Genomic DNA, 21,647 nt, shown 5'->3' with positions numbered 1-21,647 from the left:
GGGGTCGCCGGGGTCGCGCACCAGTCTATAGGTGGCGGCGTGCGGCACCCCGTCGCCGGCCCCACCCCGGCGATCCGGCGGGGTGCTTCCCGGTACAGTTCTCGCAGTACCCGGCCCCTCCACGAAGGCATCATGAGCATCAACACGCAGCTCCCCACCGGCGACCAGGTGGTGCAGGATCTCCCCTGGCGCTGGAAGGTCCAGGGGAAGATCTTCCTCATCGGCGGCCTCGGCTTCATGTTCGACGCCTGGGACGTCACCCTCAACGCCTACCTGATCCCCCTGCTCATCGGCGACTGGGGGCTCTCCCCCGGCCAGGCGGCGTGGATCGCGACGTCGAACCTGATCGGGATGGCCGTCGGTGCGTTCGCCTGGGGGTCGGTGGCGGACATCATCGGCCGCAAGAAGGCGTTCACCCTGACGCTCCTCGTCTTCTCCGTCTTCACGGTGCTCGGGGCGTTCTCCCCCGACATCGTCTGGTTCTGCGTGTTCCGGTTCCTCGCGGGCTTCGGCCTCGGCGGCTGCATCCCGGTGGACTACGCGCTGGTCGGCGAGTTCACCCCGCGGCGCCAGCGCGGCCGGGTCCTCACGGCCATGGACGCGTGGTGGCCCGTGGGCGCCTTTTTGTGCGGGGTGGTGACGACGGCGGTCGTCGCGCAGTTCGGCGACTGGCGCTACGCGATGCTCGTCATGGTGCTCCCCGCGCTCCTCGTGTTCTGGGTGCGGCGCGGCGTCCCGGAGTCCCCGCTCTACCTCGTGCAGCGCGGTCGGCAGGAGGAGGCGCGGGAGGTCATCGACGGCCTCGTCGCCCGGACCGGCGCGACGGAACGCGCCTGGCGCCTGCCCGACCCGGAGGACATCCCCCGCTTGTCCCTCGGCAGCATCTCGGGGCAGCTCACCGGCCTGTGGCGCTACAACTGGCGCATCACGCTGACCGCATGGAGCCTGTTCCTCACCATCCTACTCGTCTACTACGGTGCGCTGACGTGGATGCCGCGCATCCTCATCGCCTCCGGCTACGCGCAGTCCGTTGCGTTCATCACCACCACGTTCATGACGGGTGTCGGCTTCCTCGGCGTCGTCGCCGCCGCCCTGCTCGTGGAGCGGGTCGGCCGCAAGTGGCTCCTCGCCATCACGGGTCCGGGATCCGCCCTGCTCCTGGTGGCCTTCGCACTGACCCTGGACCTGCCCGCCGTCGCCACCGCCTGGCTGCTCGGTTTCGGGTTCGTGGTGCAGGTGGCCATCCCCGTGCTCTACACGTACGTCTCGGAGCTGTACCCCACCGAGCTCCGGGGCAGCGGCTTCGGCTGGGCGTCGACCATCTCCCGGGTGGGCGCGGGCCTCGTGCCGCTGATCTTCGGCACCCTGCTGTGGCCGCTCCTCGGCCTCCCGCTCACGTTCGCCCTCACGGGCGGGCTCGTGCTGCTCGCCGTGGTCTTCATGGCCTTCAACGCCCCGGAGACGAAGAGCGCGCGGCTGCACTGACGGACCGGTACCCGGCGGCGGCAACACCCGCGTCCGGGCCTAGAGCCAGTGGTTGCGCCTGAACGCCCAGTACAGCCCGGCGCCCATGCCCACCATGAGCACGAGTGCGAATGGGTAGCCGAGCTGCCAGTGCAGCTCGGGCATCACGTCGAAGTTCATGCCGTAGATCGAGGCGATCAGGGTGGGCGCGAAGAGGATCGCCGCCCAGGAGGAGATGCGCTTGACCTCCTCGCCCTGCGTCAGCGACGTCTCCGTCATCCGGGTCATCTCCTCGTTCTGCCGCTGGGCCACCAGCGTCGAATGCACGGTGAGCGCATTCTGGAGCAGCGTACGGAACGTGGTGATACGTTCGACGACGCGGATCACGTGGTCCTGCACGTCGCGCAGGTTCCGTGTGAGCTCGGCGTCCATCTCGTACTTCTCCGAGCCCCGCAGGAGCCCGTCCATCATGGCGTCGAGGGGCTGCGCGGCCCGCTGGAACTCGATGACCTCGCGGTGGAGCTCGTAGATCCGGCGGGAGACGTCGGGGGCTCCCCCGAACAGCTCGTTCTCGATCTCGTCGATGTCGTTCTCGAGTCCCTGCACCACTGGCCCGTACTCGTCCACCACCTGGTCCAGCAGCGCGTAGAGCACGGCCTGCGGCCCCGTGCCCAGCAGCTCGGGATCGGCCTCGAGCCGGCGCCGCACGATGCCGAGGTCGGGCGACTCCGCATGCCGGATGGTCACCACGAAGTCCCGCCCGACGAAGATGTGCAGCTCGCCGAACTCGACCTTCTCCTCGGCATCGAGGTACCGGGCCGGCCGCAGCACCAGGAAGAGGGTGTCCTCGTAGCGTTCGAGCTTCGCGCGCTGGTGCCCGTTGGTGGCGTCCTCGACGGCGAGCGGGTGCAGGCCGAACTCCGCCTCGACGGCGCTGATCTCCTCGCGGTCCGGCCGGTAGAGGCCGATCCACCCCATGCCGCCGCTGTCGCGCATGATCTCGAACGTCTGGTCCAGGGTCTCCGGGTTGATGCGCTTCTTCCCGTCGACGTAGACGGCGTTGGCGACCAGGGGCACGTCAGGCCCCCGCCCCGGAGCCGGCGGCGGACCCGGCAGCCGAAGCGGCGGAGCCGGCAGCCGCGAGCCCCGCGAGGGTCTCGATCAGGAGCCTGCGCTCCTCGACCTTGATGCGCTCGTGCAGGGTGGCCTCGGTGTCGTCGGGCAGGACGGCGACCGGCGCCTGGGCGAGGATGGGCCCGGTGTCCACGCCGGCGTCGGCGATCATGACCGTGCAGCCCGTGACCTTGACGCCGTAGGCGAGTGCGTCGCGGACGCCGTGTGCCCCCGGGAAGCTCGGCAGCAGGGCCGGGTGCGTGTTCAGGTAGCGGTCGGGGAACCGGTCCAGGAAGTGCTGGTCCACGATCCGCATGAAACCCGAGGACACCACGTAGTCGGGCTCGTACGCCGCGACGGCGTCGGTGAGCGCCCGGTTCCACGTGGCCCGGTCCGTGTACCGGCGGAAGTCGACCTCGAAGGTCGCGATGCCCGCTTCGGCCGCCCGCTGCACGCCGCCGGTGCTGGGCCGGTCCGCGCCCACCGCCGCGAGCGTGACGTTCAGGGTGCCGTCGGCGACGGCGTCGATCACGGCCTGGAGGTTGGATCCGCTGCCGGAGACGAGGACTACGATGCGCATGGCTCAACCTTAGGTCGCCGCTCGCCTAGGGTTGAACCATGCCGAAGGAGGAACGATGACGCAGCAGGGCACGGGACAGGGCACGCCGGGACACACCGGGGCCGGGCGGACGAGGACCGACGGTGACGCCTCGGCGCGCCTGTGGCTGCGCCTGTTCCTGCTGACCCTGCTGGGCGCCGTCCTGGCGAGCAACCTGATGCTGCCCTGGAAGGTGCTCGCGCTCGTGCTGTCGCTGTTCGCGCTCGGCGCCGGTGTGGTCGCCCTCGTGAAGGCGATCGGCGCGAAGCTGCCCCGCCTCGTCCTGGTGGCGACGTCCCTCGGTCTCGCGGCGTCGCTCTTCCTGGTGACCGGCATCGGCGCCTCGGTGCTCCTCTGGCGCGTCACACAGACCTACGAGGACTGCATGTCGCGCGCCCTCACGCTCGAGGCGCAGGGGCAGTGCGAGGACGGCCTGCGCGAGCTCGAGGGCTTCAACGGCTGACCCGCCCCGAGGCAGGACCCCGGACAGGACCGCGCCCTAGCGGCGGCGCGGCTCGCGCTCCAGCAGGGGCCCGACGGCGTGGCCGAGGACGGCTCCGACCGCCACCTCGACGGCCAGCCACAGACCCATCGCCAGCGGGTCCGGACCGAGGTCCGTGAAGCGGCCGAGGCCGAGCGAGGCCCGCGAGACGAGGGCCACTCCCGCGCCGGCGATCCCGGCCGTGATGCCGATGAGCAGCGCGAGCGCAAGGGTGGACGCCGTCGAGGTCAGCCACCGGTGGGGGTTGTGGAGGACGAGCCACTCGTCGAAGTGGTTCTCGCCCTCACGGAAGAACCACCACCCGGCGAGGAGACCCGCGAGGACGGGGATGGCCAGCGCCGCGTAGCCGTACTCGAGCGTGCCGGCCGGCAGGGCACCGAGGATCGGCAGCGCGGGCAGGGGACCCACTGTGCTGGCGAGCGGTGTGAGGGAGCTGCCGGTGCCGAGCGCGAATCCGGCCCCCGTGGACCAGGCCATGGTCCAGATCGTGAGGTTGGGCAGGAACCCGAGCTGGAGCAGGGTCACCACGGACGCACCGGCGATCCCGCCGTCGATCCGCTCGTAGACGGCGGCGATGCCCGCCCAGTTCAGCCCGATGGCCACGGCGAGCAGCGCGGCCGAGAGGCACAGTGCCACCATCACCGCCAGGAAACCCGAGCGGAGGACGGACCACGCGTAGGAGCCCGCCCAGCGGGAGTGCTGGCTGGTGCGGCTCACCCATGCGGCGAAGTCGACGCCGACGAGCCGGCTCCACGCCCCCGCCTCCCGGTAGGCGCCCGTGATGAGGCCGATCCCGGCGGACACCGGTGGGATCAGCGCCCCGGCCGCCACGGACGCCGACGCGTCGGGGGTGCCGGAGAAGTGCGCGACGGCCGCGCCGATCAGCGCGTAGGTGAGCAGTGCCCCGAGCAGTGCCTGCCACAGCTGATCGGTGTAGGAGGCGCGGGCGAGGCGGCGCCCCGCCCGCCAGGCGAGCAGCAGGGGCACGAGGATCAGCCCGAGCGGCACCACGTGCAGGAGTCCCGGCCCCAGCGAGAGCGGCACGCCGTGCATGACGAGCCACCCCTGCCCGGCCAGCCGCGCGGCGGACTCCGGCGTACGGTCGGCGAACCCGCCGGTGAGCCAGACCGCGGCGACGGGCAGGAGGACGAGCAGCGCCGAGATCAGGGCCGCCTGACCGAGTTCGAACACCCCCTGCAGCCACAGGGGCATGGGAAGGGAACGGGGTTTGGTGGGGAGTTTCATCCCCTCCATGGTGCCACCGGCGGGAGCCCGGGGCGCCGCGCGACGCGGACCGGGGACCGCTCCGGGTGGGGTGGCGCCGGTCACCCGGAGAGGTCGAGCACCCCCTTGACGACGGCGAGGGCCGCCCCGACGAACGCGATGACGATGACGAACAGCCGCGCCTGGTCGTCGCGGACGAACCGTCCGAGCTTCTCCCCCGCGTAGATGCCGGCGACGATGGCCAGCCCGATCGCGACCCACATCCACGCCGCGAGGACCGGCGCCTGGGATGGGTCCAGGAGCAGCTTGAGCGTCAGCGTCACGATCCCGATGCAGACGAAGAACGGCTGGAGCGTCGCGGCGAACGGGCGCTGCGGCCAGCGCGAGAGCACGGCGTACGCGCTCACGGCCGGGCCGCCCACGCCGGCCATCGAGTTCGTGAGGCCCGCGGTGAACCCCGCGACGGCCTTCGGCGCATTGCCGCGCACCACGACGTCGGACCGCTGCAGCACGAGGGAGATGGTGAGGGCGACGAGCACCACGGCGCCGACCGTGACCGACAGGGGCGCCGAGGGGACGGCGACGGCGAGGAAGGACCCGGGGACGGAACCGAGCAGCGAGGGCAGCACGAGCCAGCGGAACATGCTCCAGTCGATGTCCTTCCACACCCGGCCCACGATGATGGCCGAGGACACCACACCGCAGATGTTGACCAGGAGCACGCCGGCGTGCGGCCCGAGGATGATCACGAGGAACGGCGCGATCAGCAGGGCGAACCCGAGGCCGGCGATACGCTGCGCCACGGCTCCCACGAGGATGGAGGCCAGCACGATGAAGAAGATGCCGAGAGTCACCCCGCTACAGTACGCCCGGGCAACTAGACGGTGCCGCGGTCCCGTAGCCTGACACCATGACGGCCCTCACCACCGCACTGGCCACTGCCGACTGGCGCCGGCGCGTCTTCGGCCTGTACGACGACGTCCGCGAGCGCGCAACGTCCGAGTCGCCCGAGGCGGCGCACGGCCTGTGGCGGCGGGGCCGCGACGAGCTCTTCCGCACCCACCCGGCCTCGGCCCTCGGGGAGCATGCGAGGGCGTCCTTCCCCGGGCTCGCCGTCGCCCCCTACGATCCGGCGTACCGCTTCGAGGCCCTGCTCGACGACGACGGGGCGGACGAGGAGATGGAGGTGGCGACCGGCACCGACGGCGTGGTGCCGTTCCGGCGCCTCGGCACCCTGGTGCTGTCCGGGCTCGGAACCCTGGCCCTGTGGAAGCTCGGCTCCTACGGGGGCGGCCTGTTCCTGCCCCTCCGGGACGGTACGGCGGGCACGGCGGGCGGCACCTACGGGGGCGGACGCTACGTCCTCGACACCATCAAGGGCGCCCATCTCGGGGAGGGCCGGGCTCCCGGCAGCCTCGTGGTGGACCTCAACTTCGCGTACAACCCGTCCTGCGCCTACGACGAGCAGTGGGCGTGCCCGTTGCCCGGTCCCGGCAACCGCCTCGCGGCCGACGTCCCCGTCGGCGAGCTCTACCGCGAGTACTGACCCGTGGAAATCGGGCCTGCGGGGCCGCCGGGCAGTACGTAGGCTGAGGAATCCCGGGGCTACCCGTCACCGGGGAGCCTACCGAGGAGCGCGCACGTGCCGATGCAGCAGATGAAGCAGACGCAGTGGCGCCGCCGCTCCGAGATACCCCTCATCCTCGCCGCCGTGCTCTACCTCGCGGCGTACTCGCTGCAGGTCACGGCCGAGCCGGATCCGGCGGAGGCCCGGCTCCTCGAGGGAGTCATCTGGGCTGTGTGGGCACTCTTCCTCGTCGATTACCTCGTTTGCCTCTTCCTCGCGCCGGCGCGGGGACGCTGGTTCGTCCGGCACCTGCACGAGCTCGTCATCCTGCTGCTGCCCATGCTGCGTCCCCTGCGCCTGCTGCGGCTCATCCCCCTGCTGCGCGTCCTCAACCGGTCCGGGGGCGACGCGCTGCGCGGGCACATCCTCCTCTACGTCCTCTCGGCCATGACGGTGCTCGGGTATGCGGGAGCGCTCGCGGTGCTCGATGTCGAGCAGGACGCCCCGGGCGCGAACATCCTGACCCTGCCCGACGCTCTGTGGTGGGCGCTGACCACCGTCACGTCCGTCGGGTACGGCGACTACTACCCCGTGACGGGAGCCGGGCGGATCGTGGCGGCCGGCCTGATGCTCGGCGGGATCGGCGTGCTCAGCGCGGTCACGGCCGCGTTCGCCTCCTGGCTCGTGGAGAACGTGGCGACGGCACGCGCAGCGGACGAGCAGGCTGCGGAGGCGCAGGGCGCGGAGTCGGACGCCCGGGTGCGGGAACAGCTGAGGACAGTCAGCCTGCAGATCGACACGCTGGCCCAGCAGCTCGCCCACGGCGCCCACAGCGGACAGGGCACCGGCGGACAGGGCGTCGGACAGGGCGGGGTCGGACCCAGCGGCGCCGGACAGGGCGGGCACGCCGGGCGGGAGTAGCCGCGGCCCGGACCGAGTTCTCCCGGAGTTCACCCGACCTCCATGCGGCAGTGGCCCGCCCTCCGCCTCCGCGACGGAGTCTGGGAGTGTGAGGATCGCCGTAGTCGCAGAATCATTCCTGCCCCACATGAACGGGGTCACCCATTCGCTCCTGAAGGTGCTCGCGCACCTGCGCAGCCGCGGGGACGAGGTGCTGGTGATCGCCCCGTCGTCGTCCTGGCTCGACGACGAGGCACCCGCCACCGTGGAGGGGTACCCGGTGCACTCCCTCCCCTCCATGCCCCTCTCGGGGTACGCGAACGTGCGGCTGGCCGCCGGCACGGTGGCGCGCGTGCGCCGCATCCTCGCCGAGTTCGGGCCCGACGTCGTCCACATCGCCTCACCGTTCGTCCTCGGCTGGCGCGCGGTGCAGGCGTGCCAGCAGCTCGGTGTCCCCTCGGTCTCCGTCTACCAGACCGAGGTCCCGGCGTACGCCGCGCACTACGGCTTCCCGTGGCTCGAGTCCCTCCTGTGGCAGCGCGTCGAGAACATCCACGACGCCTCGACCCTCACCCTCGTACCGTCCACCTTCGCGCTGCAGCAGCTGCGCTCCCACGGGGTGCAGCGGCTCAACCTGTGGCGGCGCGGCGTGGAGACGGAGCGCTTCTCCCCCACCCGGTACGACGCCGCCTGGCGGGACACCGTCGCCGCGCCCGGAGAGCGCATCGTCGGGTACGTGGGCCGGCTCGCGGCCGAGAAGCAGGTGGCCGACCTCGCCGCGCTCGACGCCGTGCCGGGCACGCGGCTCGTGATCATCGGATCGGGGCCGCAGAAGGAGAGCCTGCGCGAGCGGCTGCCCCGCGCGCACTTCGCGGGCTTCCAGACCGGTCTGGACCTCGCGCGGATGGTCGCCACGTTCGACGTCTTCGTGCACCCCGGCGAGTCCGAGACGTTCTGCCAGACCATCCAGGAGGCCATGGCGTCCGGTGTGCCCGTCGTCGCGGTGGGCCGGGGCGGGCCGCTGGACCTCGTGGATTCCTCACGCACGGGATGGATCTACGAGCCGGGCGACCTGGCGGGACTCCGCGCCGCCGTGACCGACCTCACGGGTGACGACGCGAAGCGCCGCGCCTTCGGCCGTGCCGCCCACGCCTCCGTGCAGGGACGCACGTGGCCGGTGCTGTGCGAACAGCTCGTCACGTACTACGAGAAGGCCGTCAGCGTGCAGGCGCGGCGGGCCGGGGTGGCCTCCCGGGTGCGCCGCACTCCGCAGCAACCCTGAATCCGTGGCGCGAAGGGCTGGACCGGGCCGCCCCGAGGCGGTAGGGTGTCCGCCCGCATCGACACCCCCCGCCAGGCCCTATCATGGGGAGCGCACACACCCACTTCCGGAGGTTCCGATTACAGACACGGCTGCCCAACACGACATTTATTTCGGTGCCCCCGAGCCGGAGAATGAAGCCGAGATCCTCGAATCGGCGTCGCGCGCGGCGGTAGCCCGGTTCGAGGGCCGCTCGGACATCACGACCGTCAAGCGGCGCTTCACCCTCATCAACCAGGATCGCACGCCCCACCAGGCCATGGTCGAGGACCTGCTCTTCATCCGCGCAGCCCTGGACCGGGCGGGTATCGAGTTCCTCCTGGTCCGCGGCAACGACCAGCGGCCCGTCATCGCCGTGGACCTCGCGGACCACGCACGGCTCATCGCGGCGCTCGTCGTGGCGTGCCGTGACGAACCGTTCTACTCCCGCACCGTGGACACCAAGAGCCGCACCACGCTCCTGGTGAGTGACGGCGAGCTCTCGAAGAGCCGGAAGGCACGGATCTTCCGCCTGTTCCGCCCGCGCATCGAACCCCTCGGAGGGCTCGCCTACGGCCCGTCCGCCGGCGTGCAGATCGAGCTGTGGGCGCTCGGGGCGGCCATCGAACTGCCCGTCGAGAACTCCCTGACACGCCGCACCCTGCCGGCCGCCGAGGTGGTGCGCGGGGAGGTGGAGCGCCACGGGCTCACCTGGCCCACCATCGACAACATGTTCGCGGACCACGCCACGGACATCGACTTCGACATCGACATCGTCTTCTCCTGGGTGGACGGCAGCAGCCCGGAGTTCCAGGCCGCCCGCGCGGCCCGCATGCAGAGCGTGGTGGTGGGCGAGGGTGACGACCACGAGGCCCGCTTCCGCCAGATCGACGAGCTGAAGTACGCGCTCCGCTCGGTCTACATGTTCGCGCCGTGGGTCCGCCGTATCTTCATCGCCACGGACTCGGACCGGCCCGCGTGGCTCGCCGACCACCCGTCGGTGACGCTCGTGCGCTCGGAGGAGCACTTCAAGGACCCGTCGGTCCTCCCGACCCACAATTCGCAGGCCGTCGAGGCGCAGCTGCAGCACATCCCGGGATTGTCCGAGTACTTCCTCTACTCCAACGACGACATGTTCTTCGGCCGTCCCGTGGCACCGGACATGTTCTTCTCCCCGGGCGGGATCACGAAGTTCATCGAGGCGGACACGCGCATCGGCCTCGGCGAGAACGACGCCGAGCGCAGCGGCTTCGAGAACGCGGCGCGCGTCAACCGGCGCCTGCTGCACGAGCGCTTCGGGCGCATCACCACGCGCCACCTCGAACACACCGCCGCTCCCCTGCGGAAGAGCGTGCTGCTCGAGATGGAGGACGAGTTCGCGGCGGAGTTCGAGGCGACGGCGGCGTCGCGCTTCCGGGCCAAGGACAACATCTCCGTGACCAACTCGCTGTACCACTACTACGCCCTGCTCACCGGGCGGGCCGTCACGCAGGAGATGGCCCGGGTGAAGTACGTGGACACCACCATGCGCTCCGGGCTGAAGAGCCTCAACAAGATGCTGGACAAGCGCAGCCAGGACTTCTTCTGCCTCAACGACGGCAGCTTCCCCGAGGTCGCGGCGGACGAGCGGGCCCACCTGGTGACGGACTTCCTCGAGAAGTACTTCCCGGTCAAGGCTCCCTGGGAGATCTAGGCCGCCCGCCGGCCTGCCCGCGCCGCATGCGAGACTGGCGCGATGCAGACCTTCCTGCCGTACCCCGACTTCGCGGCCAGCGCCCGGGTGCTGGACCAGGCGAGGCTCGGCAAGCAGCGGGTGGAGACCCTGCAGGCACTGCGCGCCCTCGTGATCCCCGATTACGGGTGGCGGCAGCACCCTGCCATCCGCATGTGGATGGGCTACGTGCCGGCCCTGACGGTCTACGGCCTGGCCATGGTGTCCGAGTGGGTGTCGCGCGGGCACGCGGACTCGACGCACCGGCAGATCCTCGAGTTCGCCCCGCACGTGCTCGACGACCCGGACGTGCCGATGCCGCCGTGGCTGGGCGAGCCCGCGTTCCACGTGAGCCACCAGTCGAACCTGATCCAGAAGGCCCCGGAGATCTACCGGAGCCGGTTCCCCGGGATCCCCGAGGACCTGCCCTACGTCTGGCCCGTGCCGGAGCAGGAGCGCATCCCGGTCGAGCCGGAGGGGAGGCGGCTGTGGGTGTGGAGGGCCGCGTCCCAACCGCCGGAGGGCGATGCGACGCTGCTGATGCCGCCCGAGCCTCCGGGGGGACGGGCCGCCCCGAAGTGGGAGCGGCAGCTCCACGTGTTCGAGGAGTCCGTGGAGGACGGCGACGCCGTGGCCATCGCCGATCCCGACGGCGAGCACTTCCGCACGGGCCGCGTGGGTCCGGTGCTCATGCACGAGGACGGCCTGCTGCGCCCGGCGCGCCTGCACGGGTGGCTGCGGCGCGCGGACTTCGACCCCCCGGCGCTGCTGCAGGACCCGCGGACGCTCTTCAGCGTGGGACTGCCGGGGGCGCTGGAGTAGGGCGTCAGGCCGAGGTGAGCTGGCGTGCCCGGTGCGTGTCGGCGATCCTCACGCCGGCGGCCTCGAGCCGGCGCCGGGCCTCCTCGCTGGGGACGACCTCGCCCACCGAGGGGTGGCGGCCCGCGGGCACCACGGAGTGGACGATCGTCTCCTCGTAGACGTGCACCAGGTTGTAGGACTGCGCGCCGTCCCGTCCGCGGGTGCCGCCGCCGTCGAACAGCAGGTCCTGGGTGTAGCAGGTGGCGCTGGCCACCGAGACCGGGACGCCGGCGAACATCGCCGTCGTCGAGTAGTGCAGGTGGCCGGCGAGGATGGTGCGCACGTCCGAGCCGCGCACGACGTCGGCGAGGGAGCGCTGGTCGCGCAGCTCCACCAGCACGGCCAGGTCCTGCACGCTGGGCACGGGCGGGTGGTGCAGGGCCAGGATGGTGCCGTGCGGTGCCGGCACCTCCAGCTCGCCCGCGAGCCAGCGGAGCTGGTCCTGGGTGAACTCGCCGTGGTGGTGGCCGGGGACGGTGGAGTCCAGGGTGATGATCCGCAGGCCGTCGACGAAGTGCACCGCGTCCACGGGAGCATCCGCGCGGACGGACGGGTGGTCATCGAGCAGTCCCGCCCGGAACGCGGCGCGGTCGTCGTGGTTGCCCATGGCCCAGATGACCCGGGCTCCGAGCCGGTCCGCCGCCGGGTCCACGATGGCCCGGAGTTTCGCGTACGCGCCGGGCTCTCCCTTGTCGGCGAGGTCACCGGTGAAGACGATGGCCTGCGGCCGGGCGCCCGAGGCCTCGAGGTCCTCGAACACCTCGCGGAGCCGTTCCTCGCTGTCCACCGCCCCGTACAGGGGCCGGTCACCGGCGATCAGGTGCGTGTCGCTCATGTGCAGGATGAAGTGCTGGGGCCGAGGATGCTCTGCCGTCCGGGGGACCATGGAACCTACTCCGATAGCTGATGGGACTTCGCTGCCTTCACCCCATCCAAGCAGGGGTAGCTGCGGGCTGCATGAACGCGCCACGGCATGGCGCGAAACATTGAGGAAACAGGCGCGGGAGGCAAGGGCTGGCGGGGCGGGGGCCCGCGTCGTAGGCTGCTCAGGCCACGTACTTCCCCAGCGAAAGGCACCACCATGGGAATCCGCCCCAGCCACATCCCCCTCCGCCTCGCGACAGGGGCGTTCATCCTCAACTCCGGTCTCGGCAAGACCAGCCTCGACGAGGGCTCGGCCGGCTACCTGCAGGCCATGGCCTCCCGGGCGTTCCCGCAGATCAGCCAGCTCGAGCCCCAGCAGTTCGGCAAGGTGCTCGCCGGCTGCGAGATCGGCCTCGGCGCGGCACTGCTCGCACCCTTCGTCCCGAGCAGGGTCGCCGGACTCGGCCTGCTCGCCTTCTCGGCCGGCATGATGACCATGTACCTGCGCACGCCGGAGCTGACCATGGACGACGGCATCCGCCCCACGCAGGACGGCGTCGCGCTCGCGAAGGACAGCTGGATGCTGGGGATCGCCCTGTCCCTGCTCCTCGACCGCAGGAAGAAGTAGGCACGGCAGACACGGGCGACACGGCAGACACGGGAGGCACGGGCAGATGTGCGGGCGCTTCGTCATCGCGGGCAACAGGGCCGACCTCATCGACGCCTTCGAGGTGGACGAGGCGGTCGAGGACCAGGTACGGCCCTCGTGGAACGTGGCGCCCACGGACACCGTCCAGCTCGTCGTCGAACGGCTGGACCCGGAGACCGGTGAGCTGACGCGCAGGCTCGAACTCGCCCGCTGGGGCCTCATCCCGTCCTGGGCCAAATCGTCCTCGGTGGGCTCGCGCATGATCAACGCGCGCAGCGAGACCGTCCTGGAGAAGCCCTCGTTCCGGACAGCGGCCCTGAAACGCCGGGCGATCGTGCCCGCCGACGGGTACTACGAATGGCGGAAGAACGCCGACGGGTCCAAGAGCCCCATCTACCTGCACGGCACCGACGGCGCTCACCTGGGCTTCGCGGGGCTGTACGAGTTCTGGCGCGACCCCGCGACGGTGTCCGGGGAGAACCCGCAGGGCTCGTGGGTGGTCAGCTGCACCATCATCACGCGGCCGGCGAGCGATGCCCTCGGCGAGATCCACGACCGCACACCCGTGATCGTCCCGCCGGACCTGCGAGGGGACTGGCTCGACCCGCGGAACGATTCGCGGCCCGCCGTCCAGGGGCTCCTGGACGCCATCCCCGACCCCGAGCTGGTCCCGCGGCTCGTCGGCAACCGCGTGGGGTCCGTGCGCAACGACGGACCCGACCTGATCGAGGCCTTGTCCCCGGCGGCCCCGGATGCCTAGGGTCGGGTGCAGGTGACCATCGAAGGAGACGCATGATCAGGACGGACATCGCCCCGGGGATCCACTTCATCGAGCACGCCCGGACCAATGTCTACCTCGTGGAGGACGACGACGGCCTGCTCCTGGTGGACACCGGCCTCCCCCGTTCCAAGGCCCTGCTCCTCAAGGCGCTCAGCCGGATCGGCCGGGCCCCGGAGGACATCCGCGCCGTCGTCCTGACGCATGCCCACTTCGACCACGTGGGCACCGCCGAGCACCTGCGGTCCCGGTACGGGATCCCGGTGTACTGCCACCCGGACGACGCGTTCCTCGCCGCACACCCCTACAGCTACGAGCGGGAACGCTCGCCGTTCCTCTACCCGCTGCGCCACCCGCGCGCGATCCCCGGTCTGGTGCAGATGGCCGCCGCGGGTGCCGTGGCAGTCAAGGGCGTGGAGGACACCCTGCCGCTGACCCCCGAGGGCCTAGCCGCCCTTCCCGGTGCGCCGCTGCTGGTCCCGACCCCCGGCCACACCAAGGGGCACTGCGCCCTGCACTTCCCGGACCGTGATGCCGTGATCAGCGGCGACGCCCTCGTCACCCGTGACCCCTACACGGGCCACCCGGGCCCGCAGGTGGTGGCCATGGCAGCGACCGCGGACTTCGCGACGGCCCTGCGCTCGCTCGACGCACTGCGCGCCACCGCCGCAGGGACCGTCCTTCCGGGGCACGGCTTCCCGTGGCGGGACGGCGTCGACGCCGCGGTGGCGCAGGCCACCGAGATCGGCCGGCACTAGTCGGCCGGCATCGGTGATCACCACGAACGGCGCGGCCCCGGCCGGGCCGGACCACGGCCTGTCCGGGAAGGGGCGATACGCTGGGCGCATGAGGTGGCTGGAGCGCAGGACGATGATGGGGTTCGCCGGTGTGACGGTCAAGCGGGCCGCGATCACCCTGTTCTCGGCGCAGGCGGTGGTCATCGGCGGGCTCGTGGGCGTGGACACCTACCAGAAGCGCCGCCGCACCCGGCGGCCCGGCTTCCCCCAGCCGGGGACCTTCCACACCACGATCGCGGACACCGACACCACGGTCTACACGTACGGCGAGGACCTCTTCGACGCCATGATCGCGGCGATCGACGGCGCGAAGCACCAGGTGCTGCTCGAGACGTACATCTGGAAGGGCGACGCCGTCGGTGCGCGGTTCCGCGATGCCGTGAACCGGGCCGCCGAGCGCGGCGTGAAGGTCTTCGTCATCTACGACGGCTTCGCGAACCTCGTGGTCAACCCGTTCTTCTACTCCTTCCACCCGCTCGTCAACGCCTACCGCTTCCCCGTGCTGCGCCCATCGATCCTGTTCACGAACATCCGCGGCACCGGCTTGGACCACCGCAAGGTCCTCGTGGTCGACGACGAGGTCGGGTTCGTGGGCGGGTACAACATCGGCTCCCTCTACGCGACGAAGTGGCGGGACACGCACCTGGAGATCCGCGGCCCGTCCGTGTGGGAGCTCCGCGAGGCCTTCGCCAGCTTCTGGAACCTCCGCGCCAAGCCGCGCCGGCCGGAGCTGCCGGACCTGAGCGCGTCCTTCTGGGAACCGCGCATCCGCGCCGTCAACAACCTCCCCGCCTACCTCGTGTTCCCCATCCGGGGCATCTACCTGGATGCGATCAACCGCGCGAAGCACCATATCTTCATCACCACCGCGTACTTCATCCCGGACCGGCAGATCCTCGACGCCCTCCTGCGGGCGAGCCGCCGCGGCGTGGACGTCCGCGTGATCCTCCCCGAGGACTCCAACCACGTGGTCTCGGACTGGCTCTCGCGCGGCTTCTACTCGTCGCTGATCAACGCGGGCGTGCGGATCCTGCTGTACCAGAACTCCATGATCCACGCGAAGACGGCCACGATCGACGGCGAGTGGAGCACGGTCGGCACGGCGAACATCGACCGCCTCAGCCTCACGGGCAACTACGAGATCAACCTCGAGATCTTCGACCGCCACCTCGCGGGCACCATGGAGAAGATCTTCGCGGTGGATTCGTCCAACAGCCGTGTGCTGACGCGTGAGGAGTGGGAGGGCCGCCACGTCGTGGCCCGCGCCAGCGAACTCATCCTCGCCCCGCTGCGTCCGTTCCTGTAGCTTTCGCCGCCGTCGTGCCCGCAGTCCCCGGTCCCGGCGCGTCCGCCGAGAACCGCTCCATGTACCCGCGCTGCGAGGAGCCCACGTGGCCTGCCATGAGGCGTTCGGCCTCGTCCGCGTTGCCTGCGTCGATCGCCGCGATGATCAGGCGGTGCTCGCCCCACGACTGCTTGCCCCGGTTGTCCACGTCCGCCGCGTAGAGCCACTCGATCTTGCCGGAGATCTGCCGCAGCAGGGCCGCCAGCGACGCGCTGCCGCTCAGCTCGGCGACGCCGAGGTGGAAGCGGATGTTCAGCTCGGGCAGGTCCGCGAGGGCGTCGGCTGCCACGGCGCGGTCGCCGTCGTCGAGGATGTCGACCAGGGCACGGCGTGCCGTCCACCACTCGGTGCTCGGTGCCTCGCCGGCGAAGTGCGCCGTCGCGCGCAGCGCCGCACGCCGCGCGATGGTGGCCTCGATGACCCTGCGCACGGCGAACAGGTCCTCGGCGTCGTCGAGCGGGATCTGCGCCACGGTGGAGCCGGCGTAGGGACGCGACTCGACGAAGCCCTCCGCCTCCAGGGCGCGCAGCGCCTCCCGGACGGGGATGCGCGAGACCCCGTACGTGGCGGCGAGCGCGGCCTCCGTCACCCGCGTACCGGGGTGCAGCGTGCCGAGGATGATGTCGCGGCGGAGGGCGTCGAGGACGCGCTGCGGGGCGGCCGCGTCCGCCTCAGGCCGCGAAGGCCGCACCGGGGATCGCTCCAAGAAGCTCCTTCGTGTACTCGGCCCGCGGGCGGTTGAAGACGTCGTCCACCGAACCGCTCTCGACGACGTCGCCCGACCTCATCACCACGACGGCGGAGGCGATCTGCCGGACCACCGAGAGGTCGTGGGTGATGAAGAGGTAGGTGAGACCGAGCCTATCCTGCAGGTCGGCGAGCAGCGCGAGGATCTGGTCCTGCACGAGCACGTCGAGCGCGGACACCGCCTCGTCGCAGATGAGCAGTTCCGGTTCGAGGGCGAGCGCCCGGGCGATGGCGACGCGCTGCCGCTGGCCGCCGGAGAGCTCGTTCGGCCGGCGCTGCGCGACGGACCGCGGGAGGGCCACCTGGTCCAGGAGCTCGCCGACCCGCGACTGGCGGCTCCCCCGGTCGCCGACGCCGAAGATGCGCAGCGGCTCGTCGATCAGGCGCTCGATGCTGTACGTCGGGTCGAGGGAACCGTAGGGGTCCTGGAAGACGGGCTGCACCTTGCGCCGGAGCGCCCGGCGCTGGGCGCCGCGCGTGGTCGCCAGGGATTCGCCGTCGATCAGGGCCTGCCCCGACGACGCCGTCTCGAGCCCGAGGATGATGCGCGCCACGGTGGTCTTGCCCGAGCCCGATTCTCCGACGACCGCCGTGGTGGTGCCGCGCGGCACCGTGAAGGACACGTCGTTGACGGCGCGCACCGTGCTGCCGCGCTGGCCGCGGAGGGCGAACTCCTTGACGAGGTTCTCGACCACGAGGATGGACGGCGCCCTGCCGTCCGCGGGAGCCGACGCCATCAGCGGTGTCGCGTCGAGCGCCGCCGCGACGGAGGGGGCTGCTGCGACGAGCCGCTGCGTGTACTCCTCCTGCGGCGCGAGGAGGATCTGCCGGGGTGTGCCCACCTCGACGATCCGCCCCTCGGACATGACGATGATGCGGTCCGTGCGATCGGCGGCGAGCCCGAGGTCGTGGGTGATGAACAGCAGCGAGGTGCCGCGCGCATCCACGAGCGACTGGAGGTGGTTGAGGATCTGCCGCTGCACCGTGACGTCCAGCGCGGAGGTCGGCTCGTCCGCGATGAGCAGTTCGGGTTCGCCCGCGAGGGCGATGGCGATGAGCACGCGCTGCCGCATGCCGCCGGAGAACTCGTGCGGGTACTGCCCGTAGCGGCGGTCGGCGTCGGGGATGCCCGCCTCGGACAGGAGGGCGACGGCCCGCTTCCGCACCTCGGCGCGGTCGGGCTTCGCCTCGCCGCGCAGGCTGGCGACGATCGCGTCGGCGACCTGCGGGCCGATCTTCATGGCCGGGTTCAGATTGGACATCGGATCCTGCGGCACGAGCGCCACGCGCTGCCCGCGGATGGTGCGCAGCACGGGCTCGGTCGCCGTGGCGAGGTCCTCGACGTCGCCCCGCGTGCGTCCTGCGCCCAGCACGATGGAGCCGTGCGAGATGCGCCCGCTGCCGGGGAGCAGGCGCAGGATCGCGCCGATCGCCGTCGACTTGCCGGAGCCGGACTGGCCAACGATGGCCACGCGCTCACCGCGCCGCATCGAGAAGCTGATCCGGTGCAGCACGGGCGTGCCGCCGAAGGCGACCTCCAGGTCCGTGACCTCCAGGATGTTCTCAGCGTCCTGCAGCATAGCCCTGTGCTCCTCGCGGGTTGGCGGCGGCGGACAGCACACCGGTCTCGTGGTTCCTGGCCACGGAGGACAGGCGCCCGAGCGACCAGTCCCCCGCCCGCGTCACGACGTGGCCCCGGCGTTCGAGGCCGTCGATGACGTCCTCGCCGAGGCGGTCCTCGACGACGGCGCCACCCGGCTCCCAGGTGCGCGGCCAGAAGGACCCGGGGATGGACGTGGTGTGCAGGGACGGCGCGTCGATGGCCTGCTGCGGTGTGTAGCCTCCGACGATGGTGCGGAGGATGTAGAGCAGCTGCCACTGGTCCTGCTGGTCGCCGCCCGGGGAACCGAGGGCGACGACGGGCCTGCCGTCCTTCAGGATCAGCGTGGGCGTGAGCGTGGTGCGGGGGCGCTTGCCGGGATGCAGGGTGGACGGTGCGCCGTCCTCGAGCCACGTCATCTGGAGCCGCGAGCCGAGGCAGAAGCCCAGTTCGGGGATGGTCGGGGAGGACTGCAGCCAGCCGCCGCTCGGCGTCGCGGAGACCATGTTGCCGGCCGCGTCGACGACGTCGATGTGGCACGTGTCGCCGCGCGTCTCGCCGCTGCGTGACACCGTCGGTTCGCCCACCCCGGCGAATCCGCCGCTGCCGACGAGGGCGGGCGGCGTGTAGTCGGTGCGCAGCGGCGGGGTGAAGGGCTGCATGCCTGGCACGGTCCCGGGCCTGAACTCGAGCGACGCCTCATCGGTGATGAGGGCGCGGCGCCCGGCGGCGTACTCCGCGGAGAGCAGGTACTCCATGGGGACGTCGGCGTCGCCGTAGTAGGCCTCGCGGTCGGCGATAGCGAGCTTCTGCGCCTCGAGGATGGTGTGGGCGCCGAGCTCCGTGGACGGGTCGAGACGGTCGTCGTCGAACCCGTCGAGGATCGCGAGGGTCTGCAGCAGGGCTGGGCCCTGTCCCCACGGGCCGGTCTTGGCGATGGTGTGGCCGCGGAACTCGAGCGTCGTCGCGTCCTCGTAACCGGCCTCGAAACCGGCGAAGTCCTCGGCGGTGATCACGCCCGCATGGTCGAGTCCCGAGGAGTGCCGGTGCGGCGTCGCGACGAAGGCGGCGGAGGCCTGCGCCACGAGCCCGGTGCGCCACTCGAGCCGGGCGGCGTCGATGCGTTCCGCCCTGCCGGCACCATCCGCAGCCGCGGCGACGAGGGAGCCGAGAACCCGGGCGTAGGCCTCGTTCCGGATGACCTCACCCTCGCGCGGCGGTCGGCCCTCGGGCATCCAGAGGGCCGCGGACGTGGGCCAGTGCTCGGTGAAGAGATCCGCCACGGCGGCGATGGTCGCACCCACGCGCCCGACGACCGGGTGGCCGTCGCGTGCGTAGCCGATCGCGAACGCGAGGACGTCCGCGAGTTCCCACGTGCCGTGGTCGCGCAGCAGCAGGAGCCAGGCGTCGACGGCGGCAGGGACGGCCGCGGCGAGGGCACCCGCGCCGGGGACGAGCTCGAGGCCCTCGGCGAGGTAGTGCTCGCGGGTGGCGGCGGCCGGGGCGGGGCCCTGGCCCATGAGGACCACCGGGCGGCCCGGCTCCTCGGCGGTGGCGAAGACGCCGGTCATGTCGCCGCCGGGTCCGTTGAGGTGCGGTTCGACGACGTGCAGGACGAAGGCGCCGGCGACGGCGGCGTCGAACGCGTTGCCGCCGCGCTCGAGGACGGCCTGCGCGGAGGCTGTGGCGAGCCAGTGGGTGGACGCGGTCATGCCGAACGTGCCCTGGAGGGTGGGCCGCGTGGTGAAGGAGGGTGGGGCCGTGTACGTCATTCTTGTCACTTCCGGGTGGTGTTCGTCGGGTCGAAGGCGTCGCGCAGGGCGTCCCCGAACAGGTTGAAGGCGAGGCAGATCAGGGCGATCGCGACGCCCGGGAAGATGGCCGCGCTGGGTGCGCGGAAGAGGTACTGCTGGGCGTCGGAGAGCATGATGCCGAGGCTCGGGGTGGGCGGCTGGATGCCGAGGCCGAGGAAGGACAGCAGGGCCTCGCCGATGACCGCGACGGGCATGATCACCGTGGCCTGCACGATGATCGCGGAGGTGGCGTTCGGCAGGACGTGCCGCAGCATGATCCACGTCGGCGAGGCGTCCATGGTGCGGGCGCCGAGCACGAAGTCGCTCTCCTTGATGCGCAGCGTCTCGCCGCGCACCACGCGGATCATGGTGGGGATCTGCGCGATGCCGAGCGCGATCGCCGCGTTGCCGAGGCTGGGTCCGCTGATGGCGGCGAGACCGACGGCGATGATGAGGAACGGGAAGGCGAGCGTGACGTCCGTGAGCCTGGAGATCACGGCGTCGAACCCGCGGGAGTAGCCCGCGAGCAGGCCGAGCGGCGTGCCGATGACCACGGCGAGGAGCACGGAGAGCACCCCGACCTGCAGCGAGGTCTGGATCCCGAACAGCAGGCGCGAGAGGATGTCCCGGCCGAGGTCGTCGGTGCCGAGCGGGAAACCCTCGGTGAGCGGGCGCTGGAACGGGGTGGCGAAGTGAACCTCGGTGGGCGGATAGGGCGCGAGGACCGGGGCGAGGAGCGCGGCCAGCACCACGAGCACGAGCATGATTCCGCCGGTGATGCCGAGTGGGTTGGAGCGCAGGGAGGACAGGATGCGGCCGCGGCCGGAGCCGAGGCCCTCGCCGCCCGTCCCTGTTCCGGCGGGCAGTGTCTCGACGGCCATCAGTTTGCTCCTCCGACGCGGATCTTGGGGTTGACCACCGAGTACAGGACGTCCACGGCGAGGTTGATGAGGATGTAGCTGACGGTGATGATCAGCACCACGGCCTGGATCACGGGGTAGTCGCGCGTGAAGACGGCGTCGAGCGTGAGCTTCCCGAAGCCCGGCAGCGCGAAGATGCGCTCGGTGACCACGGCGCCCGAGATGAGCCCGCCGAGCTGCAGGCCCACGATGGTCACGACGACGATCAGCGAGTTCCGCAGCCCGTAGCGCACGAGCACGCGGCCCCGGCCGAGGCCCTTGGCGCGCGCCGTCCGCACGTAGTCCGTGGTCATGGTCTCGATCATCGACGCTCGGGTCTGGCGCATGATGACGGCGGCGAGCCCGGTACCGAGGATCAGGGCCGGCAGCGTGAGGTAGTAGAGGCCCCGGAGCGGGTCCGAGAGCACGTCCACGTACCCGGAGGCGGGGAACCACCCGAGGGTCACCGAGAGGTACAGGATCGCGAGGATGCCGAGCCAGAAGTTGGGCACGGACAGGCCGATGAGGGCGAAGGCGTTCGCGATCCATTCGGGCCAGCGTCCGCGGAACCGTTCGGCGATCACGCCGAAGACGATCCCGACGACGATCGCCACCACGATCGCGTACGCCGAGAGCCACAGCGTGACGGGCAGCGTGGTGGCGATCAGCTCCGTGACGGGCGTGCCCGTCCGGGTGGACTCGCCGAAGTCGCCGCGGAACATGTTCCCCACGAACGCGAGGTACTGGGTGACGAGGGGCTGGTCGAGGCCCATCTCCGCCCGCACGGCGGCGAGCTGCTCGGGGGTCGCCTCCTCCCCCGCCATGGCGAGCGCGGGATCGCCGGGCAGCTGACGCACCCCGATGAAGACCACGATCGAGGCGAGGATCAGGGTGACGGCCGACTGCCAGAGCCGGGTGACGAGATAGCGGCCCAT

At 71.4% G+C, this 21,647-nt stretch carries 21 protein-coding genes; 11 read left to right on the top strand and 10 right to left on the bottom strand.

Going from position 1 to position 21,647, the window contains the following annotated elements; genetic code table 11:
* Positions 1-132 precede the first annotated feature (132 nt).
* Positions 133-1,485, top strand: coding sequence for an MFS transporter (locus tag AC4D2C_RS12830; protein ID WP_490915262.1), 1,353 nt, complete (start codon positions 133-135; stop codon positions 1,483-1,485).
* Between the two features lie 39 nt (positions 1,486-1,524).
* Here AC4D2C_RS12830 and corA read toward each other — a convergent pair whose 3' ends face one another.
* Positions 1,525-2,541 (bottom strand): magnesium/cobalt transporter CorA, encoded by a 1,017-nt coding sequence (corA, locus tag AC4D2C_RS12825; RefSeq protein WP_490915261.1) that lies wholly within the window; start codon positions 2,539-2,541, stop codon positions 1,525-1,527.
* A gap of 1 nt (position 2,542) precedes the next feature.
* Positions 2,543-3,157 carry a phosphoribosylglycinamide formyltransferase gene (gene purN, locus AC4D2C_RS12820; RefSeq protein WP_490915260.1) on the bottom strand — a complete coding sequence of 205 codons (615 nt, stop codon included), beginning with the start codon at positions 3,155-3,157 and terminating at the stop codon, positions 2,543-2,545.
* A gap of 55 nt (positions 3,158-3,212) precedes the next feature.
* On the opposite strand from purN, the gene AC4D2C_RS12815 reads away from it, so the two are divergent.
* A complete protein-coding gene (locus tag AC4D2C_RS12815; RefSeq protein ID WP_490915259.1) occupies positions 3,213-3,638 on the top strand; it encodes a hypothetical protein in 426 nt (141 codons plus the stop codon).
* Between the two features lie 36 nt (positions 3,639-3,674).
* Here the strand turns inward: AC4D2C_RS12815 and AC4D2C_RS12810 are convergent, their stop codons facing one another.
* A complete protein-coding gene (locus AC4D2C_RS12810) occupies positions 3,675-4,922 on the bottom strand; it encodes a cell division protein PerM (protein ID WP_490915258.1) in 1,248 nt (415 codons plus the stop codon).
* 80 nt (positions 4,923-5,002) lie between these two features.
* Positions 5,003-5,755 carry a TSUP family transporter gene (locus tag AC4D2C_RS12805; RefSeq protein WP_490905560.1) on the bottom strand — a complete coding sequence of 251 codons (753 nt, stop codon included), beginning with the start codon at positions 5,753-5,755 and terminating at the stop codon, positions 5,003-5,005.
* Between the two features lie 56 nt (positions 5,756-5,811).
* On the opposite strand from AC4D2C_RS12805, the gene AC4D2C_RS12800 reads away from it, so the two are divergent.
* From AC4D2C_RS12800 to AC4D2C_RS12780, 5 genes are all read left to right on the top strand, one after another.
* A complete protein-coding gene (locus tag AC4D2C_RS12800) occupies positions 5,812-6,447 on the top strand; it encodes a DUF1684 domain-containing protein (RefSeq protein WP_490915257.1) in 636 nt (211 codons plus the stop codon).
* A 102-nt stretch (positions 6,448-6,549) separates the two neighbouring features.
* Positions 6,550-7,389, top strand: coding sequence for a potassium channel family protein (locus AC4D2C_RS12795; protein WP_490915283.1), 840 nt, complete (start codon positions 6,550-6,552; stop codon positions 7,387-7,389).
* A gap of 88 nt (positions 7,390-7,477) precedes the next feature.
* Positions 7,478-8,650: a glycosyltransferase family 4 protein gene (locus AC4D2C_RS12790; RefSeq protein WP_490915256.1), complete on the top strand. Its 1,173-nt coding sequence runs from the start codon at positions 7,478-7,480 to the stop codon at positions 8,648-8,650.
* Between the two features lie 298 nt (positions 8,651-8,948).
* Complete coding sequence (locus AC4D2C_RS12785; RefSeq protein ID WP_490915282.1) at positions 8,949-10,361, top strand: stealth family protein; 1,413 nt, start codon at positions 8,949-8,951, stop codon at positions 10,359-10,361.
* Between the two features lie 42 nt (positions 10,362-10,403).
* The gene (locus AC4D2C_RS12780; protein WP_490915255.1) at positions 10,404-11,201 is read left to right on the top strand and encodes an MSMEG_6728 family protein; all 798 of its coding nucleotides are present in this window, start codon (positions 10,404-10,406) and stop codon (positions 11,199-11,201) included.
* A gap of 4 nt (positions 11,202-11,205) precedes the next feature.
* Here the strand turns inward: AC4D2C_RS12780 and AC4D2C_RS12775 are convergent, their stop codons facing one another.
* Positions 11,206-12,075 carry a phosphodiesterase gene (locus tag AC4D2C_RS12775; protein WP_490915254.1) on the bottom strand — a complete coding sequence of 290 codons (870 nt, stop codon included), beginning with the start codon at positions 12,073-12,075 and terminating at the stop codon, positions 11,206-11,208.
* A 246-nt stretch (positions 12,076-12,321) separates the two neighbouring features.
* On the opposite strand from AC4D2C_RS12775, the gene AC4D2C_RS12770 reads away from it, so the two are divergent.
* The 4 genes from AC4D2C_RS12770 (at position 12,322) to AC4D2C_RS12755 (ending at position 15,634) form a co-directional block, all read left to right on the top strand.
* Positions 12,322-12,732, top strand: a complete 411-nt coding sequence (locus AC4D2C_RS12770; RefSeq protein WP_490915253.1) for a hypothetical protein — start codon at positions 12,322-12,324, stop codon at positions 12,730-12,732.
* A gap of 46 nt (positions 12,733-12,778) precedes the next feature.
* Positions 12,779-13,513: an SOS response-associated peptidase gene (locus AC4D2C_RS12765; protein WP_490915252.1), complete on the top strand. Its 735-nt coding sequence runs from the start codon at positions 12,779-12,781 to the stop codon at positions 13,511-13,513.
* A 32-nt stretch (positions 13,514-13,545) separates the two neighbouring features.
* On the top strand, positions 13,546-14,289 hold the full coding sequence (locus tag AC4D2C_RS12760; protein ID WP_490915251.1) for an MBL fold metallo-hydrolase: 744 nt from the start codon (positions 13,546-13,548) through the stop codon (positions 14,287-14,289).
* 88 nt (positions 14,290-14,377) lie between these two features.
* Positions 14,378-15,634 carry a phospholipase D-like domain-containing protein gene (locus AC4D2C_RS12755; protein WP_490905551.1) on the top strand — a complete coding sequence of 419 codons (1,257 nt, stop codon included), beginning with the start codon at positions 14,378-14,380 and terminating at the stop codon, positions 15,632-15,634.
* Here the strand turns inward: AC4D2C_RS12755 and AC4D2C_RS12750 are convergent.
* Genes AC4D2C_RS12750 through AC4D2C_RS12730 form a run of 5 tightly spaced genes read right to left on the bottom strand, consistent with a single transcriptional unit; the run spans position 15,603 to position 21,647 of the window.
* Positions 15,603-16,379 (bottom strand): GntR family transcriptional regulator, encoded by a 777-nt coding sequence (locus tag AC4D2C_RS12750; protein WP_490915250.1) that lies wholly within the window; start codon positions 16,377-16,379, stop codon positions 15,603-15,605. The two genes, AC4D2C_RS12755 and AC4D2C_RS12750, sit on opposite strands and share 32 nt — an antisense overlap.
* Positions 16,345-18,000: a dipeptide ABC transporter ATP-binding protein gene (locus AC4D2C_RS12745; RefSeq protein WP_490915249.1), complete on the bottom strand. Its 1,656-nt coding sequence runs from the start codon at positions 17,998-18,000 to the stop codon at positions 16,345-16,347. The genes AC4D2C_RS12750 and AC4D2C_RS12745 overlap by 35 nt, the downstream gene beginning before the upstream one ends.
* The gene (locus tag AC4D2C_RS12740) at positions 17,984-19,792 is read right to left on the bottom strand and encodes a gamma-glutamyltransferase family protein (protein ID WP_490915248.1); all 1,809 of its coding nucleotides are present in this window, start codon (positions 19,790-19,792) and stop codon (positions 17,984-17,986) included. The genes AC4D2C_RS12745 and AC4D2C_RS12740 overlap by 17 nt, the downstream gene beginning before the upstream one ends.
* A 5-nt stretch (positions 19,793-19,797) precedes the next feature.
* Positions 19,798-20,694, bottom strand: a complete 897-nt coding sequence (locus tag AC4D2C_RS12735) for an ABC transporter permease (protein ID WP_490905547.1) — start codon at positions 20,692-20,694, stop codon at positions 19,798-19,800.
* Positions 20,694-21,647 (bottom strand): ABC transporter permease, encoded by a 954-nt coding sequence (locus AC4D2C_RS12730; RefSeq protein WP_490915247.1) that lies wholly within the window; start codon positions 21,645-21,647, stop codon positions 20,694-20,696. The genes AC4D2C_RS12735 and AC4D2C_RS12730 overlap by 1 nt, the downstream gene beginning before the upstream one ends.

The sequence above is a fragment of the Arthrobacter sp. TJ-240 genome (genome assembly GCF_058269195.1).
This window is presented reverse-complemented; position numbering and strand designations above follow the sequence as displayed.